Origin of the sequence: Lonepinella sp. BR2271, assembly GCF_051851515.1 — a bacterium.
GTDB lineage: Bacteria > Pseudomonadota > Gammaproteobacteria > Enterobacterales > Pasteurellaceae > Lonepinella.
Map to the genome: position 1 here is coordinate 396,203 of NZ_JBPDVF010000001.1, position 17,339 is coordinate 413,541.

At 41.2% G+C, this 17,339-nt stretch carries 15 protein-coding genes, 3 tRNA genes and 1 rRNA gene; 17 read left to right on the forward strand and 2 right to left on the reverse strand.

From position 1 onward, the window contains the following. The first annotated feature begins 3 nt into the window (after positions 1-3). The 6 genes from ACTG7X_RS01875 (at position 4) to ACTG7X_RS01900 (ending at position 6,923) form a co-directional block, all read left to right on the forward strand. Positions 4-1,347 (forward strand): replication-associated recombination protein A, encoded by a 1,344-nt coding sequence (locus tag ACTG7X_RS01875; RefSeq protein ID WP_439256846.1) that lies wholly within the window; start codon positions 4-6, stop codon positions 1,345-1,347. Between the two features lie 67 nt (positions 1,348-1,414). Beyond that, the gene (gene serS, locus ACTG7X_RS01880) at positions 1,415-2,707 is read left to right on the forward strand and encodes a serine--tRNA ligase (RefSeq protein ID WP_439240683.1); all 1,293 of its coding nucleotides are present in this window, start codon (positions 1,415-1,417) and stop codon (positions 2,705-2,707) included. Between the two features lie 144 nt (positions 2,708-2,851). After that, on the forward strand, positions 2,852-4,522 hold the full coding sequence (gene ettA, locus ACTG7X_RS01885) for an energy-dependent translational throttle protein EttA (RefSeq protein ID WP_439256847.1): 1,671 nt from the start codon (positions 2,852-2,854) through the stop codon (positions 4,520-4,522). 156 nt (positions 4,523-4,678) lie between these two features. Continuing rightward, a complete protein-coding gene (gene msrB, locus ACTG7X_RS01890) occupies positions 4,679-5,752 on the forward strand; it encodes a peptide-methionine (R)-S-oxide reductase MsrB (protein ID WP_439240679.1) in 1,074 nt (357 codons plus the stop codon). A 1-nt stretch (position 5,753) separates the two neighbouring features. Further along, positions 5,754-6,404, forward strand: coding sequence for a cytochrome c biogenesis protein CcdA (locus tag ACTG7X_RS01895; protein ID WP_439240677.1), 651 nt, complete (start codon positions 5,754-5,756; stop codon positions 6,402-6,404). A 24-nt stretch (positions 6,405-6,428) separates the two neighbouring features. Then, positions 6,429-6,923 carry a redoxin family protein gene (locus tag ACTG7X_RS01900; RefSeq protein ID WP_439256848.1) on the forward strand — a complete coding sequence of 165 codons (495 nt, stop codon included), beginning with the start codon at positions 6,429-6,431 and terminating at the stop codon, positions 6,921-6,923. Positions 6,924-6,969: 46 nt separating this feature from the next. On the opposite strand, the gene ACTG7X_RS01905 is transcribed toward ACTG7X_RS01900, so the two are convergent. After that, complete coding sequence (locus ACTG7X_RS01905; protein ID WP_439256849.1) at positions 6,970-7,389, reverse strand: DoxX family protein; 420 nt, start codon at positions 7,387-7,389, stop codon at positions 6,970-6,972. Between the two features lie 29 nt (positions 7,390-7,418). Continuing rightward, positions 7,419-8,705, reverse strand: a complete 1,287-nt coding sequence (gene hemL / locus ACTG7X_RS01910) for a glutamate-1-semialdehyde 2,1-aminomutase (RefSeq protein WP_439256850.1) — start codon at positions 8,703-8,705, stop codon at positions 7,419-7,421. Positions 8,706-8,858: 153 nt separating this feature from the next. On the opposite strand from hemL, the gene wecA reads away from it, so the two are divergent. From wecA to ACTG7X_RS01965, 11 genes are all read left to right on the forward strand, one after another. Continuing rightward, the gene (gene wecA, locus ACTG7X_RS01915) at positions 8,859-9,932 is read left to right on the forward strand and encodes a UDP-N-acetylglucosamine--undecaprenyl-phosphate N-acetylglucosaminephosphotransferase (protein WP_439256851.1); all 1,074 of its coding nucleotides are present in this window, start codon (positions 8,859-8,861) and stop codon (positions 9,930-9,932) included. A 12-nt stretch (positions 9,933-9,944) separates the two neighbouring features. Beyond that, the gene (gene wecB, locus ACTG7X_RS01920) at positions 9,945-11,054 is read left to right on the forward strand and encodes a non-hydrolyzing UDP-N-acetylglucosamine 2-epimerase (protein ID WP_439256852.1); all 1,110 of its coding nucleotides are present in this window, start codon (positions 9,945-9,947) and stop codon (positions 11,052-11,054) included. After that, a complete protein-coding gene (gene wecC, locus ACTG7X_RS01925) occupies positions 11,047-12,300 on the forward strand; it encodes a UDP-N-acetyl-D-mannosamine dehydrogenase (RefSeq protein WP_439256853.1) in 1,254 nt (417 codons plus the stop codon). Before wecB ends, wecC begins: the two co-directional genes overlap by 8 nt. A gap of 29 nt (positions 12,301-12,329) precedes the next feature. Then, positions 12,330-13,598 (forward strand): lipid III flippase WzxE, encoded by a 1,269-nt coding sequence (gene wzxE, locus ACTG7X_RS01930; protein WP_439256854.1) that lies wholly within the window; start codon positions 12,330-12,332, stop codon positions 13,596-13,598. Next, positions 13,595-14,677 carry a TDP-N-acetylfucosamine:lipid II N-acetylfucosaminyltransferase gene (locus tag ACTG7X_RS01935; RefSeq protein ID WP_439256855.1) on the forward strand — a complete coding sequence of 361 codons (1,083 nt, stop codon included), beginning with the start codon at positions 13,595-13,597 and terminating at the stop codon, positions 14,675-14,677. Before wzxE ends, ACTG7X_RS01935 begins: the two co-directional genes overlap by 4 nt. Then, entirely contained in the window at positions 14,670-15,962 is a 1,293-nt protein-coding gene (locus ACTG7X_RS01940) for a WzyE family oligosaccharide polymerase (RefSeq protein WP_439256856.1), read from the forward strand. Before ACTG7X_RS01935 ends, ACTG7X_RS01940 begins: the two co-directional genes overlap by 8 nt. After that, a complete protein-coding gene (wecG, locus tag ACTG7X_RS01945) occupies positions 15,935-16,657 on the forward strand; it encodes a lipopolysaccharide N-acetylmannosaminouronosyltransferase (RefSeq protein ID WP_439256857.1) in 723 nt (240 codons plus the stop codon). Before ACTG7X_RS01940 ends, wecG begins: the two co-directional genes overlap by 28 nt. A 142-nt stretch (positions 16,658-16,799) precedes the next feature. Next, positions 16,800-16,876 (forward strand) — tRNA-Arg (locus tag ACTG7X_RS01950). Between the two features lie 30 nt (positions 16,877-16,906). After that, positions 16,907-16,982, forward strand: a tRNA-His gene (locus tag ACTG7X_RS01955). A gap of 20 nt (positions 16,983-17,002) precedes the next feature. Beyond that, positions 17,003-17,079 (forward strand) — tRNA-Pro (locus ACTG7X_RS01960). Between the two features lie 195 nt (positions 17,080-17,274). Beyond that, positions 17,275-17,339, forward strand: a 16S ribosomal RNA gene (locus tag ACTG7X_RS01965); the annotation flags it as partial.

Genomic DNA, 17,339 nt, shown 5'->3' on the forward strand with positions numbered 1-17,339 from the left:
GTTATGTCTAATTTATCTCTTGATTTCTCCAATACCGATTTCCGCCCCCTTGCTGCACGTATGCGACCACGCACGTTAGATGAATATTGCGGTCAGCAACATTTAATTGGTCAAGGCAAACCCTTACGTAAAGCCATTGAGGCGGGACATGCCCATTCCATGATTTTATGGGGGCCACCAGGCACAGGTAAAACGACTTTAGCAGAAATTATCGCTCACCGTATTCATGCCGAAGTAGAACGCCTTTCCGCCGTGACCAGTGGCGTCAAAGAAATTCGAGAGGCCATTGAACGAGCGAAACAGAATCAACTTAATGATCGCCGTACCATTTTATTTGTGGATGAAGTACATCGTTTTAACAAAAGTCAGCAAGATGCGTTTCTCCCCCATATTGAAAATGGCACCATTATTTTTGTCGGTGCCACGACTGAAAATCCGTCTTTTGAATTGAATAGTGCCTTGCTATCTCGTGCCAGAGTGTATATTTTAAAATCCCTAGATAAGCAAGATATTCAACAAGTATTACAACAAGCCATTGATGATCCTGAGCGTGGACTCGGTAAACTGCGGTTAAAAATCGAAGAGAATTTGCTAGCCTTGTTGGCGGAATATGTCAATGGTGATGCTCGTTTAGCCTTGAATTGTCTCGAATTAATGGTGGATATGGCAGATGAAGATCAGAAAAATGGCAAGATTTTACACCGCACTTTATTAACCGAAGTGCTAGGGGAGCGGCAAGCTCGCTTTGATAAACAGGGGGATCGCTTTTATGATCTGATTTCAGCGTTGCATAAATCCGTGCGAGGTTCTGCTCCTGATGCGGCATTATATTGGTATGCACGGATTATTACGGCTGGTGGCGATCCTTTATATGTGGCACGCCGTTTGTTGGCTATTGCATCAGAAGATGTGGGCAATGCGGATCCAAGAGCCATGCAAGTGGCGTTGGCCGCATGGGATTGTTTTACTCGAGTCGGTGCTGCTGAGGGAGAGCGAGCCATTGCCCAAGCCATTGTCTATTTAGCGGTGGCTCCGAAAAGCAATGCGGTGTATCAGGCATTTAATCAAGCTAAAGCATTGGCAAAACAAGCTCCAGATTATGATGTGCCCGAGCATTTACGCAATGCCCCAACAAATTTAATGAAAGAAATGGGGTTAGGGGCAGAATACCGTTATGCCCATGATGAACCTAATGCCTATGCTGCTGGGGAGAATTATTTCCCTGAGCCATTAAAAGATACCCAATTCTATTTTCCAACCAACCGCGGTATGGAAGTTAAAATAAAAGAAAAATTAGATTGGTTACAACAACAGGATAATAAAAGCAATAAAGTGCGGTGGAAATAATGGAAATTCTCACTAATTCGTTATAGAATGAAAGTCATGTTTACCGTATTAATTTAAGGAAGAAAAAATGATCGATCCGAATTTATTACGCAATAATATTGCGGAAACAGCACAATTATTAAAATTAAAACGTAATTTTGATTTGGATGTGGCAAAAGTCACCGAATTAGAAGAACAACGCAAAGCATTACAGGTTAAAACCGAAACTTTACAAGCAGAACGTAATACCAGATCAAAAGCCATTGGTGCGGCCAAAGCACGTGGTGAAAATATTGAATCCTTAATGCAAGATGTCGATAGCATGGGGATTGAACTGGCACAAGCGAAAGGTTTATTGGATGATGTGTTAGCGGAATTAAATACCTTGGCATTGACCATTCCAAATTTGCCGGCAGACGAAGTGCCATTAGGCAAAGACGATAGCGAAAATAAAGAAATTTCACGCTGGGGAACGCCACGTCAATTTGATTTTGAGGTGAAAGATCATGTGACTTTAGGTGAACAACTAAATGGCAGTTTAGATTTTGCCGCTGGGGTGAAATTAAGCGGAGCAAGATTTGCGGTGATGAAAGGTCAAATTGCCAAAATGCACCGTGCGTTAGCTCAATTTATGCTGGATTTACACACCGAGCAACACGGCTATACGGAGGCTTATGTGCCTTATTTAGTCAATCACGATACTTTGTATGGCACAGGGCAATTACCAAAATTTGGTGAAGATTTATTCCATACTAAACCATTAGAGGGGGAAGTCCCTTACGCCTTAATTCCAACCGCCGAAGTGCCAGTGACCAATTTAGTGCGTGGTGAAATTCTTGACACCGAACAATTACCGTTAAAAATGACCGCACATACGCCTTGTTTCCGTTCCGAGGCTGGCTCTTATGGCCGTGATACTCGTGGTTTAATTCGTATGCACCAATTTGACAAAGTCGAATTAGTCCAAATTGTTGAACCTGAAACCTCCATGCAAGCCTTAGAAGAATTAACCGGTCATGCGGAAAAAGTATTGCAATTGTTAAATTTACCCTATCGTAAAGTGTTGCTTTGTACGGGTGATATGGGATTCGGTTCGTGCAAAACCTATGATTTGGAAGTTTGGGTACCTGCTCAAAATACCTATCGTGAGATTTCATCTTGTTCTAATATGTGGGATTTCCAAGCTCGCCGTATGCAAGCCCGTTGCCGTGCGAAAAGCGATAAGAAAACTCGCTTAGTACATACTTTAAATGGCTCTGGTTTAGCGGTGGGGCGTACCTTAGTTGCCGTATTAGAAAATTATCAAAATGCTGATGGTTCCATTACCGTGCCAGAAGTATTACGTTCTTATATGGGCGGATTGGAAGTCATTGGAAAATAATCCTTGTTCATTTGTCCCCTCTCCCTCTGGGAGAGGGCTAGGGTGAGGGTAAAATGTGAAACCCTCACCTCCCGAAAATCCTATCGGATTTTCTCCGTCCTCTCCCAAAGGGAGAGGCTGTATTTTTAAAGAAGAGAATAAAAAATGTCATCACAATTTGTTTTCACTATGCACCGAGTAGGCAAGGTTGTGCCGCCGAAACGTCATATTTTGAAAGATATTTCCTTGAGCTTTTTCCCTGGGGCGAAAATCGGGGTTCTTGGTTTAAACGGTGCGGGTAAATCCACCTTATTACGCATTATGGCTGGCGTAGATAAAGAATTTGAGGGGGAGGCTCGTCCACAACCAGGGATTAAAATCGGTTATCTTCCGCAAGAACCAAAATTAGATCCGCAACAAACTGTGCGTGAGGCCATTGAAGAGGCGGTTGCCGAAGTGAAAAATGCGTTAACTCGTTTAGATGAAGTGTATGCTCTATATGCCGATCCTGATGCGGATTTCGACAAACTTGCCGCCGAGCAAGCTAATTTAGAGGCCATTATTCAAGCACATGATGGACATAATTTAGATAACCAGTTAGAGCGTGCCGCCGATGCTTTACGTTTACCAGAATGGGAATCAAAAATTGAACATCTTTCAGGGGGTGAACGCCGTCGTGTGGCATTGTGTCGTTTATTGCTCGAAAAACCCGATATGTTGTTATTAGACGAACCAACCAACCACTTAGACGCAGAATCTGTGGCGTGGTTAGAGCGTTTCCTACATGATTACGAGGGAACGGTGGTCGCCATTACCCATGACCGTTATTTCTTAGATAACGTAGCGGGTTGGATCTTAGAGCTTGACCGTGGTGAGGGTATTCCATGGGAGGGTAATTATTCTTCTTGGTTAGAACAAAAAGAAAAACGTTTAGCCCAAGAACAAGCCACCGAGTCCGCACGTCAAAAATCTATTGAAAAAGAATTAGAATGGGTTCGCCAAAATCCAAAAGGTCGTCAAGCGAAAAGTAAAGCACGTATGGCACGTTTTGAAGAATTAAATTCAGGCGAATATCAAAAACGTAATGAAACCAACGAACTCTTTATTCCACCTGGTCCACGTTTAGGGGATAAAGTGATCGAAGTGGAACATTTAACCAAATCTTACGGTGACCGCACTTTGATTGATGATTTATCGTTCAGCATTCCAAAAGGGGCGATTGTGGGGATTATCGGAGCAAATGGGGCAGGGAAATCTACTTTATTCCGTATGTTGTCAGGCAAAGAACAGCCAGATAGCGGTTCCATTACCTTAGGGGAAACTGTGACCCTTGCGTCTGTGGATCAATTCCGTGATGCGATGGACGACAAAAAAACCGTGTGGGAAGAAGTGTCTAACGGACAGGATATTTTAACTATCGGTAACTTCGAAATTCCAAGTCGTGCTTATGTGGGGCGTTTTAACTTTAAAGGTGTCGATCAGCAAAAACGAGTCGGCGAATTATCAGGCGGTGAACGTGGTCGTTTGCATTTAGCTAAACTGCTACAACGTGGCGGCAACGTCTTATTATTGGACGAACCGACCAATGACTTAGACGTAGAAACCTTACGTGCGTTGGAAAATGCCATTCTTGAATTCCCCGGTTGTGCCATGGTGATTTCCCATGACCGTTGGTTCTTAGACCGTATCGCCACCCATATTTTGGACTACGGCGATGAGGGCAAAGTGACGTTCTACGAAGGTAACTTTACCGACTACGAAGAATGGAAAAAGAAAACCTTAGGCGAAGCGGCGACTCAACCGCATCGGATTAAGTATAAACGAATGACCAAGTAGTTAAAATTTTATTAGAAAAATACCGCACTTTAATTTAAAGTTAATCAAGTGCGGTATTTTTTTATAAAAAAATGAAATTTTTTGTAAGGATTTTGTTTTTATCACGACTAATGTAATGCAAGGCAAATTTTTTAGCCGATTTACAAGGAGAAAAACATGAAATACGGAAAATTATCTTTACTTTTTATGTCAGCGATGGCAATGAGCCAAATCAGTGTCGCAGATAGCATGAGTAAACCTATGACGGAGATGAAAAAGATGGACAACACAATGCAACAAACTCAACAACAAGATATTCGTGAAATTTATTTAGCCGGTGGTTGTTTCTGGGGTATCGAAGCCTATATGGAAAGAATTTACGGCGTGAAAGATGCCACCTCAGGTTATGCCAATGGGAAAACGGAACAAACCAGTTACCGTTTAATTGGCGGTACCGATCATGCGGAAACCGTACATGTGACCTATGATGCCAATTTGGTGTCATTAGATAAACTGTTGAAATATTATTTCCAAGTGATTGATCCCACTAGCGTGAATAAACAAGGCAATGACCGTGGTCGTCAATATCGTACAGGGATTTATTATCAAAATGAACAAGATAAAGCGATTATTTTAGCGGCCATTCAAGCGGAGCAAGCCAAACATAAAGATAAAATTCAGGTGGAAGTCGAGCCGTTGAAACATTATATTTTGGCGGAGGACTATCATCAGGATTATTTAAAGAAAAATCCAAATGGCTACTGCCATATTGATTTGGAACAGGCGAACAATATTATTATTGATCCCAAAGATTATCCAAAACCGAGCGATGAAGAATTAAAAGCCAAATTAACGCCGTTACAATACAGCGTGACGCAAAAGAAAAATACTGAGCGTTCCTTTAGCAATGAATATTGGAATAATTTTGAACCGGGTATTTATGTGGATGTCACCACCGGTGAGCCGTTATTTTCTTCTACGGATAAGTTTGAATCGGGCTGTGGTTGGCCTAGCTTTACCCAACCGATTGACAAGGATGTCGTCACTTATGCCGATGATAACAGCTTTAATATGCACCGAACCGAAGTGTTGAGTCGCAGTGGAAAAGCCCATTTAGGTCATGTGTTTGATGATGGTCCGAAAGACAAAGGCGGTTTACGTTATTGCATTAACAGTGCCTCCATTAAGTTTATTCCCTTTAATCAAATGGAAAAACAACATTATGGCTATTTAATGGGGTTGGTGAAATAAGATGTTTGATCAACAATTAGTGATTAGTAGCGTTTTTCTGGCAGGCTTGTTATCTTTTCTCTCGCCTTGTATTTTCCCCATTGTGCCGATTTATTTTGGTATTTTGAGTAAAGGTGGGAAAAAGATTCTCAATACATTTTTATTTGTGTTGGGTTTATCCTTGACATTCGTTGGATTGGGCTTTGGCTTTGGTTTTTTAGGTGATGTGTTGTTTAACGATACCACCCGAATTATTGCCGGTATTATCGTGGTGATTTTGGGCGTACACCAATTAGGTATTTTCAAAATTCATGCCTTAGAGCGAACCAAATTGGTGGAAATCAAAACCAGCGGTAAAAGTGCCTCCCTTGAAGCCTTTGTGTTAGGATTGACTTTTAGCCTTGGTTGGACACCTTGTATTGGCCCAGTATTAGCCTCGATTTTGGCCTTATCCAGCAACGATGGATCTGCGTTATACGGTGCCGCCATGATGTTTGTTTATGTGTTAGGGTTAGCCACCCCCTTTATTGTGTTTTCTTTCTTCTCGGAGAGTTTATTGAAAAAAGCAAAATCTATGAATAAGCATTTAAACAAATTTAAAATGGTCGGTGGTATATTAATCATATTAATGGGTATTCTATTAATTACCAATAACTTACATATTTTTATGTAATATCAGATAAGGAAAATTTAAACTATGAAAAAATTATTCGCGTTAGTGTTTATGTTATTGAGTGTGAATTCATTTGCAGCAGGAGAAACCACATTGAAAGATATTCAATTTAAAGATTTAAATAATCAGTCCGTGACCTTAGCACAATATCAAGGTAAACCACTCTATGTCAAAATGTGGGCCTCTTGGTGTCCGATTTGTTTGGCTGGGCTGGCAGAAATTGACGAGTTAAGTGCGGATCAAAATAACGGTTTTAACGTCGTCACCATTGTTTCCCCTGATCAAAAAGGTGAAAAATCCACGGAGAAATTTATTGAGTGGTATAAAGGACTGGAATATAAAAATATTGTGGTCTTGCTTGATGAAAGTGGGGAAGTGCTTAAACGTACGAAAGTGCGGGGCTATCCGTCAAGTGTGGTGATTGATCAGGATTTAAATGTCCAAAAAGTGATTCCAGGACATTTAGGCACAGCACAAATTAAACAAGCGTTTAATGAGCTATATTACCAAGGAGGGTAATGACAGGCTAACCATTTCGGTTAGCCTTTTTTATACAATATTAGTATTAGTCTGCTTTCAACGCATATTTCCCAGAGCCACAGAACATAAGAGCTAAAAATGCAAAGAAATAAGTGGCTACACTTTCAATTGCCCAAGCTCCAGTGGGTGCCAATGAGAAAAATATTGGTGTGTACATCAGTAGAACAATCACCACACAACAGCAGACAATAATAAAAGCGTTAAGGCGAGTTAATATGCCTAGAATGATTAAAATTGGGGAGATGACTTCCCCCAAGTAAACGGCGTAGGCAAAGAAACCGGGCAGGCCGAGTTCAACAAATTTTCCAGCGATAAAATCGATGCCACCGGTGATCTTATGAATTCCGTGTAATAAAAACATAAAGCTAAAACTCACACGCAAAATAAATTTTGCGAGAGCAGGTTTAGATAATAATTGATTGATTTTTTCTACTGATGTACTCATGGTTATTTCCTTATAGATTGTTTATAAAATTATTGGGCTAATTGTGCAAAAGCCTTATCTGCAGCCACTAAAGTGCGGTCAATATCTTCGTCCGAATGAGCCAAGGACATAAAACCTGCTTCATAAGCAGAGGGGGCAAGATAAATCCCTTGTTCTAACATAAAATGGAAGAATCGGTTAAATGTTGTGGCATCACATTGCATCACTTGTTGGAAGTTGCAAATTTCTTGCTGTTCAGTGAAGAATAAACCGAACATACCGCCCACATATTGCACTTGGAATGGTACGCCGTGCTTGTCGGCTAGGGCCTTTAAGCCTTTGGCTAATTTTTCAGTTTTCTGGGCCAATTTTTCTTCATTGCCCATTTTACTTAATTCCGTTAAGCAAGCTAATCCTGCGGCCATGGCAATCGGGTTGCCAGAAAGCGTACCGGCTTGATAAACAGGGCCTGTTGGGGCAATGTATTGCATAATTTCTCGCTTACCACCAAAGGCCCCCACAGGCATACCGCCACCAATAATTTTGCCTAAACAGGTTAAATCGGGGGTGACGCCATAGTAAGATTGGGCACCGGATAACGCCACACGGAAACCTGTCATCACTTCGTCAATAATAAATACCGTGCCATAGTGATCACAAAGTTGACGTAAACCTTGTAAAAAACCGTCTTTCGGTGGAATACAGTTCATATTACCGGCTACCGGTTCAATGATTAAACAGGCAATCTCATTAGGATATTGCTCAAAGGCTTGCTTGACCGAATCAAGATCATTGTAAGTGCAAGTTAAGGTATGTTTAGCAAAATCTTCTGGCACACCAGGGGAACTGGGTTGTCCGAGCGTTAACGCACCTGAACCAGCTTTGACTAATAAAGAATCGGAATGACCATGATAGCAACCTTCAAATTTGATGATTTTATCTCGTCCAGTATAGCCACGAGCTAAACGAATCGCCGACATGGTCGCTTCAGTGCCTGAACTGACCATTCGCACTAATTCAATCGACGGCATAAGTTTACAGACTAATTCCGCAAGGGTGATTTCGCCCTCTGTGGGTGCCCCAAAACTGAGTCCGTTTGGCACCGCTTTTAACACGGCATCAATAATCGCCGGGTGATTATGGCCGAGTACCATTGGCCCCCACGATCCCACATAATCAATATATTGCTTGCCGTCGGTGTCGGTAATATAAGCACCTGCGGCTTTTTGAATAAATACGGGCGTGCCACCTACGCCTTTAAAGGCTCGAACCGGTGAATTGACGCCCCCCGGAATCACCCGTTCTGCACGAGAAAAAAGTGCGGTTGAATTTGACATAATTTTTCCTTTATCATTGCTCATATGGAACTATTGTACTGTATTTTCTGTCTAAATTTCGCTTTTTTATAAAAATATTCTGCAATCAACGCTGATTAATGCTATGCTTTGCAATATTTTTTAGGTGTAGCTTGAATAAGGCAAATAAAGGACATGTGGTTAGATTTACTGTTAACATTTTTCGCATCTTTTCTCACAATTGTTGTGATGCGTCCGATTGCTATTGCGGTAGGATTAGTGGATAAACCCAATTATCGCAAACGTCATCAGGGAGCCATTCCTTTAATTGGCGGGATTTCGCTGTTTATGGGCAACCTGTGTTTTTACCTATTACAATGGGATCAAACCAAGTTACCGCAACTGTATTTATTTAGCGTTTTTGTGCTGTTAGCGATAGGGATCTTAGATGATCGCTATGATATTAGCCCTTTCTTGCGAGCTGGGATCCAAGCCATATTGGCGGTATTTATGATCTATTATGGGCGTTTATCCCTTGATCATTTAGGTCAAATTATTGGGCCGTTTACCGTGACGCTCGGTTGGATTGGCGTGGTGATTACGGTATTTGCGACCATTGCGATTATTAATGCTTTTAATATGATTGATGGTATTGACGGCTTACTCGGTGGCTTGTCTAGCGTGGCTTTTGCTGGCGTGGGGATTCTCATGTATATGGATAATCAACATGATCTGGCTCGTTGGTGCTTTGCTTTAATTGTAGCGATTATGCCCTATGCCATGTTTAATCTGTGTATTCCTTTTGGCAAAAAATTCAAAATTTTTATGGGCGACAGTGGCAGTACGTTAATTGGGTTTACGATTATTTGGATTTTGTTACTCAGTACCCAAGGCAAAGGCCATCCCATGAATCCAGTGACCGCCTTATGGTTAGTGGCGATTCCGTTAATTGATATGGTGGCGATTATTTATCGACGCTTGCGTAAAGGTAAAAGCCCATTTCGTCCCGACCGTTTACACGTTCATCACTTAATGGTGCGAGCAGGCTTAACCCATCGTCAGGCCTTTATGCTAATCACGTTTATTGCGGCATTATGTGCAGGATTTGGTATTTTAGGCGAAATTTATTATATTAATGAATGGCTGATGTTTATTTTATTCATTGGGTTATTCTTTTTGTATTCTTATTCGATAACAAGAGCATGGCGAATTACCCGATTTATTCGCCGTCATCGTCGCCGTTTGCGTAAAGCTAAAGGTAGTGCATAGTGCATAATGTGAATGGCAAAATTTAAACTATTAACTGTATTTGGCACACGTCCCGAAGCCATTAAACTGGCTCCGTTAGTCAAATTATTAGCGGAGCAAGTAGAATTTGACAGCCGAATTTGTGTCACTGGACAACACCGAGATATGCTCGATCAGGTGTTGTGTTTATTTGATTTACAGCCTGATTTTGATCTTGATGTGATGCAAGCAGAACAGGATTTAACCGATTTAACCGCAAGAATTTTGCCAAAAGTGCGGTGCGTTTTAACCGAGTTTCGTCCCGATTTAGTCTTAGTACAAGGCGATACCACCACCGCTTTTGCCACCAGTTTAGCCTGTTATTATCAACAAATTCCCGTTGCTCATATTGAAGCAGGTTTACGCACTTATCAACCTTATTCCCCTTTCCCCGAAGAAACTAACCGCCGTTTAACGTCTGTGTTAGCACGTTGGCATTTTGCTCCAACACCACAAGCCAAACAACATTTATTAGCGGAGCATTATCCTGAACAACATATTGTAGTGACAGGCAATACGGTGATTGATACGTTGCACTGGATACAAAAAAATCCACCCAAAAACACCGCACTTTTTTCTTTTGGACCCAATCAAAAAAGCCTATTAGTGACTATGCACCGCCGAGAAAATTGGGGCAAGGGCATTGAGCAACTTTGCTTTAGCTTAATTGAATTAGCTCAACAAGGTTGGCAGATCATTTTTCCTGTTCATCCCAATCCACAGGTGCGAGAACCTGTTTATCAATTATTATCACATCAAGCCAATATTCGCTTAACCGATCCCTTGCCCTATGTCGATTTTGTGCAATTAATGCAACAAGCCTTTTTAATTTTAACGGATTCGGGCGGCATTCAAGAAGAGGCCACTGCATTGGGTAAACCTGTTTTATTATTGCGAGATCAGACGGAACGAACTGAAGCGGAAAACTCAGGGATTGTGCAACGAGTCAGTGTGGAATGTTTAGCTATTGTTAATGCCGTGAATGCGTTGGCGAAAAATCCAATAAAATATCAACAAATGGCACAAGCCAGCACCTTGTACGGTGACGGCAAGGCTTGTGAGCGGATTATTCAATTTATCAAACAGATAGCAAAAAATGACTAAGCAAATTTCGGTAATTGGATTGGGATATATTGGCTTGCCAACGGCGGTGATCTTGGCAAATCAAGGGTATATTGTGTATGGAATGGATACGGATGTGAGCAAAATTCGTGCTATTCAACGAGCAGAAATCACGACCACCGAACCTGAATTAGCCAATGCGTTGAAAAGTGCGGTGCAATCGGGGCGATTTTTCGCCAGTGTAGACGTGAAAAAAGCGGATATTTTTTTGATTGCCGTGCCGACACCGTTGAAAGCGGATTTGACGGCGGATCTGAGCTATTTGCAACAAGCCATCCAACAAATTGCTCCCCAGTTACAAAAAGGCAATTTGGTGGTTATTGAATCCACCGTGCCAGTCGGCACAACGGAACAAGTGGCTCAATGGTTACAGCATTTACGCCCTGATTTGAGCTTTCCATTGTTCTCGCAAAATACAGCAGATGTACAAATTGCCTATTGCCCTGAACGGGTGCTACCGAGCAAAATGATGCAAGAGTTAGTACAAAATGATCGGGTAATTGGCGGATTAACGCCAGCTTGTACGCAAAGTGCGGTGGATTTTTACCAAGATGTTGTACAAGGCAAATGTCTTGCGACCAATGCCAAAACTGCTGAAATGTGCAAGCTGACGGAAAACAGTTTTCGAGATGTGAATATTGCCTTTGCCAATGAATTGTCGCTGATTTGTGATCAACAAGGTATTGATGTGTGGGAATTGATTAATCTGGCGAATCATCATCCAAGAGTGGATATTTTACAGCCGAGTGTTGGCGTAGGGGGGCATTGTATTGCGGTGGATCCCTATTTTATTTGCTCACAATCCCCTGAACAGGCAAAATTGATCCGTACAGCTCGAGAAGTGAATAATCATAAGCCTGTTTGGGTCGTAGAAAAAATAAAAGTTGCGGTGGCGGATTTGATGATGGCAAAAAATTATCGCCCTGATGAAATTAAGATCGCCTGTTTAGGGTTAAGTTTTAAAGCCGATGTGGACGATTTGCGAGAAAGCCCAGCATTAGCAATTACACAAAATCTTGCTCAATGGCATCAGGGAGAAATTTGGGCGGTAGAGCCCCATATTCAGACATTGCCTGTGATCTTAGCGGATCAGGTAAAATTAACCGATTTTTCCACCGCACTTCAGCGAGCAGACATCATTGTACATTTGGTGAAACATTCTTGTTTTGCTACAATCAAGCCAGATTCAACGCAAGTTTATTTAGATTTTTGCGGTGCGACGGTGTAAAAACAGCAAAAATAAAGGCGGTCACTGATATGTCAACAATCACAAAACCAACCTTAACCAGTACAACCCTTTGGACATCCACCGCTGTTGCCATTAAACTCATTATTGGGCTTGTTGTCATTAAAATCTTTGCTTTAAATTTTGGCTCGGCAGGGTTAGGACAAGCAGCAAATTATATGACCTTGCTTACGGTGCTGGGCGTGCTGTCAGGGGCAGGCATTTTAAATGCGGTGACTAAATTTGTAGCCGAATATGAGCAAGATCCGCAACGGTTACAAGCCATTTTAGGCGTAAGCAGTCTATGGATTATGTCGGTTTCAGCGATGTTGGCTCTGATTGGCTTGCTGTTTGCTCAACCTATTTCCTTGTTTTTATTTCAAACCGCCGATTACAGTCTAATCATTCAACTGCTTGCCTTGCTACAATGCTTAATGGCATTCGGTAATTATTTTATCGCCATTTTAAAAGGACAACGTCAAGCCAAAGCCTGTGCAGTGAGTTCCATTTTTTCTAATCTGGTCGGGTCAATATGCTTATTGTTGTGTTTATGGTTCGCAGGTTATCAAGGGGCGTTGATCGGTTTTGCTTGTATTCCTGCCTTGATTGTTGTCCCTAGTCTGGTTGCTTTATTCAAACAACATTGGCATTGGCAATGGTTAAAACCTAAATTTGATTTATCGATCAGTGCATTATTGAGCCGTTATATGTTAATGACCTTGGTGACGGCTTGCACAATGCCTGTGGTGTCTATTTTATTGCGTAATCAATTAATCGAAAGTCAAGGCTTAAGTGCGGTGGGTTTATGGCAAGGATTAAGCCGTATTTCCGATGCTTATTTACAGCTTTTAACCACCGCATTTTCCGTGTATTTATTGCCAACATTTGCGAAATTAAGCGATAAATCGGCGATTCAGAATGAAGTCAAAAAAGCCTTGGGTTTTATTTTTCCGTTGGCGTTAGCTCTGGCATTATTGGTGTTTTTTTCACGAGATTACTTGATCATTCTGTTATTTAGCCCTGATTTTACCCCAATGTCTGAGCTGTTTGGTTGGCAATTAGTAGGCGATCTGTTTAAAGTGGCGAGTTACGTTTTTGGCTATTTATGGCTCGCCAAAGCCGCAACTGGTCGCTATATTTGTGCTGAAATTGTTCAGGGAGTATTATTATTTGGCTTATCCAGTTATGGTATCGCACAACAGGGTGTCGCAGGGGCAACCTTGGGTTATGGACTTTGCTATATGATTTATTTTGGTTTTTGTTGGGCTTTATTTAAGTTGGATTATGGGAGTAAAAAATGAAACAGATTATTCACGTTTTAGGTTCGCCCATTCCACATCATAATCATACCATGTTGCGTTTTTTAACGGAGCAGTTGCAACCCCAATTACCTAAACAAGCCATTCAGCAAGTGTTGGTGGTGGGGAACGGTTATCGAGAGCAATATCCGAGCCTTTGCATACAAGAGTTTGAAAGCAAAAAAAGCATTGCTCAAGCCGTCTGTCAGTTAGCAAAACAAGATCCACAACACTATTTTTATTTACACGGTCAATTTAATTTTCCCCTTTGGCTCGCTATCCTTTTGGGTAAATTACCGCCCGAACGGCTCACTTGGCAGATGTGGGGGGCGGATTTACACGAAGACAGTCAAAAATGGAAATTTAAACTCGCTTATCCGTTACGCCGTTTTATTCAAAAGAAATTAATTTCTGTGGCAGGCTATCAGGGGGATTTAGCTTATTTTAAACAGTATATTAATCCGAATGTGCAAGGGCATTTAGTTTATTTTCCGAGTAAAATGCACCGCGGTTTTCAGCCAACAGAAAAGCAAAAATCGGATAAACTCACCATTTTATTAGGCAATTCAGGCGATCCGTCTAATCGTCATTTAGTGGGGTTGGAGCAAATAAAACAACAGCTTGGCGATAATGTGCGGATTATTATTCCGATGGGCTATCCCGAACATAACGGTGATTATATTGCCCAAGTGTCCGCTCACGCCGCACGGTTATTTGCTCAAAGTGCGGTGCAAATTTTAACCGAAAAAATGCCATTTCAAGATTATTTAGCTTTGCTTAATCAATGTGATGTGGCGTATTTTATTTTTCAACGTCAGCAAGGGGTGGGATCCTTGTGTTTATTAACTCAATTTAATGTGCCAGTGGTGTTACACCCGAAAAATACCTTTATTGACGATATGCGATTATATCAAGTGCCGTTTCTGTTGCAGAATCAGGTGACGGAACAAGGGATTTTCGAAACACAACAAAAATTAACCGCACTTGATAAAGAAACTATCGGCTTTTTTGATCCTCATTTTATTGCAGGTTGGTTGGCTATATTAATGCAGATTTTGCAACAAGGGGAAGAGAATGCTTGAATTTGCAGAACTTATCCTGTTGACGCTCTTGTATATTTTGTCATTAAGTGTGGTGCTTTATTTATTACAACAAGATGTAAAACAGCAAGGTTTTTCCTTTCATTTATTGTTTAGCTTGGTTTATTTGTCAGTTTTTTATTTAGGCTTTCCGTTGTCGATGGGCTTGATGTATGGCTTTCATATTTCATTGCCACCTTTTGTGGTCTTATGCCAAACTTTGTTGACCGCAATGGGATTTTATTTACTTTATTATTGGGTTTATCAAGGCAAATTTTATCCCCATTTATTGCCAGAAAAACGTGAGAAAAATACACCGCAGTTGACAGCTAAGATTACGATGTGGATTTTATTGGCGATAAGTTTGGGGACAATGGGGATTTTTTATGGGTTGAATGGCTTGTTATTATTTAAATTAACCGCCTATAATCAGATTTTCTCGGCTCAGGTGAGTGCAGTCGCATTAAAACGTTTTTTTTATTTTTGCTTACCAGCGTTGTTGATTTTTTATTTTCTTCAACCGAGTAAACGCCGTTGGTGGCAGTTTCTGTGTTTAGGCGTGGCTTTCGGCGTGTTGAGTTATTTGGTGATCGGTGGCACGCGTGCAAACTTAGCTTTAGCGGTTGCTTTGTTTGTGTTGATTGGCATTGCTCAGGGCTATCTTTCTTGGCGAGCATTAGGCGGATTTGCCCTGTTGGGTGTTTTCGCGATGTTTTTATTGGCAATGTGGCGATATGGGTTAGCTTTTAACGATGAACAAACGTTGTTTCATTTTTTACACTTAACTCGGGATACCTTTTCGCCGTGGGAAAATTTGGCAACCATTCTCAATACAAAAAATATTGAATATCAAGGATTAATGCCCATCATTCGGGATTTTTATGTGTATATTCCCAAAGCCTTATGGGAGGATCGTCCTGATTTAGTGTTAAATACGGCAAATTATTTTACTTGGGACATTAAGCATTATTATGCGGGCTTGGCGATTTCCCCAACATTAATTGGATCGTTTTATATTATGGGGGGCTATCCGATGATCTTAATGGGGGCGGTTGGCTCGGCATTGGTTGTCAAAGGATTTGATGGTTTGTACCATTGGGCTAAAGATGATGAAAGTGCGGTGTTAAAAGCCTATTGTTTTTCGCATATTTTTACCTTGACGGTGTTAGTACGAGAAGGGTTTGATGCGTTTGTTTCTCGCTTTGTCTTTTTGACGATAGGTTGGGGCGTGGCGTATGGGTTAGCAAAAGGAATCGTAAAATGGAAAAAGTTGTCATTCGAGAAATAGCTATTTTAGCGCCTGAAAATAAGCAAGCGTTGGTGGATCATTTGATCTCAGCAAAGCAAATAAAAACGGGGTTATTGATTGCGATAAATGCAGAAAAAATGATTGCTTGTGCTAAAAATCCCCAAGTGAACGCCTTAATTCAGCAAGCAGAATTTAACTATGCAGACGGCATTAGTGTGGTTTTTTCCATTAAAAAGAAATATCCCCAATGGCAAAAATTAACACGGATTGCAGGGATTGATTTATGGCAAGCCTTGTTGCAACGTTCGGCAGAATTGAGTCTGCCTGTTTTTTTGATTGGGGGACAAGCGGATGTGGTGAATCAGGTGGCAGAAAAATTATCGCATCATCAAGTGAATATTGTGGGATGTCAGCACGGTTATTTTTCTGAATTAGAAGAAACGGCAGTGATTGAGCGAATTAGGCAAAGTAAAGCGAAGTTGGTGACGGTGGCTATGGGATCGCCAAAACAAGAGATTTTTATGCAAAAAGCACAACAGATTTATCCTGATTGCCTTTATATGGGGGTAGGGGGGAGCTTTGATGTGTTGGTCGGTAAGACCAAACGGGCTCCGTTATTATGGCGAAAACTGAATTTGGAATGGTTATATCGTTTATTAAGTCAACCCACACGTTGGCAACGCCAGTTAAATTTATTGCGATATGCTTATTATTATGTGACGAATAAGTTATAAAATAATCGGAACGCAAGTAAATTCCAGACAAATTGCACAAATTAACAGCTAACGTGAGAAAAACTAAAAATTTTTGAAAAAAGTGCTAGACAACAATGAGCAAAATCATTAATATACGCCTCCGTTGCAACGCAATATGTGTGCGTTCGTAGCTCAGTTGGATAGAGCGTTGGCCTCCGGAGCCAAAGGTCGCAAGTTCGAATCTTGTCGAGCGCGCCAGAGTCAATGCAAAACAACAAAAAAACAATGGTGGCTATAGCTCAGTTGGTAGAGCCCTGGATTGTGATTCCAGTTGTCGTGGGTTCGAATCCCATTAGCCACCCCATTTACTTTATGTAAATCAGGCGGCGAGTAGCGCAGCTTGGTAGCGCAACTGGTTTGGGACCAGTGGGTCGTAGGTTCAAATCCTATCTCGCCGACCAATTTAAAAATTTGCGAAAGCAAAATCGTTCTTTAACAATTTATCAGACAATCTGTGTGGGCACTTGTTGATTGACTTGTTTTAAAAAAATTAAATAAAACTTGAAGTCTTAATAGGTGCTTAACTTAGAAATTCATTAACTTTCTTTTTAGAAAGTACGATTTAAAAGCAAGCAGTTTATTGAGCGATCGAACTTAAATTGAAGAGTTTGATCATGGCTCAGATTGAACGCTGGCGGCAGGCTTAACACATGCAAGTCGA

What these genes read in the sequence shown, in the direction of transcription:
- ACTG7X_RS01940 (WP_439256856.1), top strand. Translation starts at nt 14,670, where the DNA reads ATGCTTGAATTTGCAGAACTTATCCTGTTGACGCTCTTGTATATTTTG.
- ACTG7X_RS01900 (WP_439256848.1), top strand. Translation starts at nt 6,429, where the DNA reads ATGAAAAAATTATTCGCGTTAGTGTTTATGTTATTGAGTGTGAATTCA.
- ACTG7X_RS01875 (WP_439256846.1), top strand. Translation starts at nt 4, where the DNA reads ATGTCTAATTTATCTCTTGATTTCTCCAATACCGATTTCCGCCCCCTT.
- ettA (WP_439256847.1), top strand. Translation starts at nt 2,852, where the DNA reads ATGTCATCACAATTTGTTTTCACTATGCACCGAGTAGGCAAGGTTGTG.
- wecC (WP_439256853.1), top strand. Translation starts at nt 11,047, where the DNA reads ATGACTAAGCAAATTTCGGTAATTGGATTGGGATATATTGGCTTGCCA.
- ACTG7X_RS01895 (WP_439240677.1), top strand. Translation starts at nt 5,754, where the DNA reads ATGTTTGATCAACAATTAGTGATTAGTAGCGTTTTTCTGGCAGGCTTG.
- serS (WP_439240683.1), top strand. Translation starts at nt 1,415, where the DNA reads ATGATCGATCCGAATTTATTACGCAATAATATTGCGGAAACAGCACAA.
- wzxE (WP_439256854.1), top strand. Translation starts at nt 12,330, where the DNA reads ATGTCAACAATCACAAAACCAACCTTAACCAGTACAACCCTTTGGACA.
- msrB (WP_439240679.1), top strand. Translation starts at nt 4,679, where the DNA reads ATGAAATACGGAAAATTATCTTTACTTTTTATGTCAGCGATGGCAATG.
- wecB (WP_439256852.1), top strand. Translation starts at nt 9,945, where the DNA reads ATGGCAAAATTTAAACTATTAACTGTATTTGGCACACGTCCCGAAGCC.
- ACTG7X_RS01905 (WP_439256849.1), bottom strand. Translation starts at nt 7,389, where the DNA reads ATGAGTACATCAGTAGAAAAAATCAATCAATTATTATCTAAACCTGCT.
- hemL (WP_439256850.1), bottom strand. Translation starts at nt 8,705, where the DNA reads ATGTCAAATTCAACCGCACTTTTTTCTCGTGCAGAACGGGTGATTCCG.
- ACTG7X_RS01935 (WP_439256855.1), top strand. Translation starts at nt 13,595, where the DNA reads ATGAAACAGATTATTCACGTTTTAGGTTCGCCCATTCCACATCATAAT.
- wecA (WP_439256851.1), top strand. Translation starts at nt 8,859, where the DNA reads ATGTGGTTAGATTTACTGTTAACATTTTTCGCATCTTTTCTCACAATT.
- wecG (WP_439256857.1), top strand. Translation starts at nt 15,935, where the DNA reads ATGGAAAAAGTTGTCATTCGAGAAATAGCTATTTTAGCGCCTGAAAAT.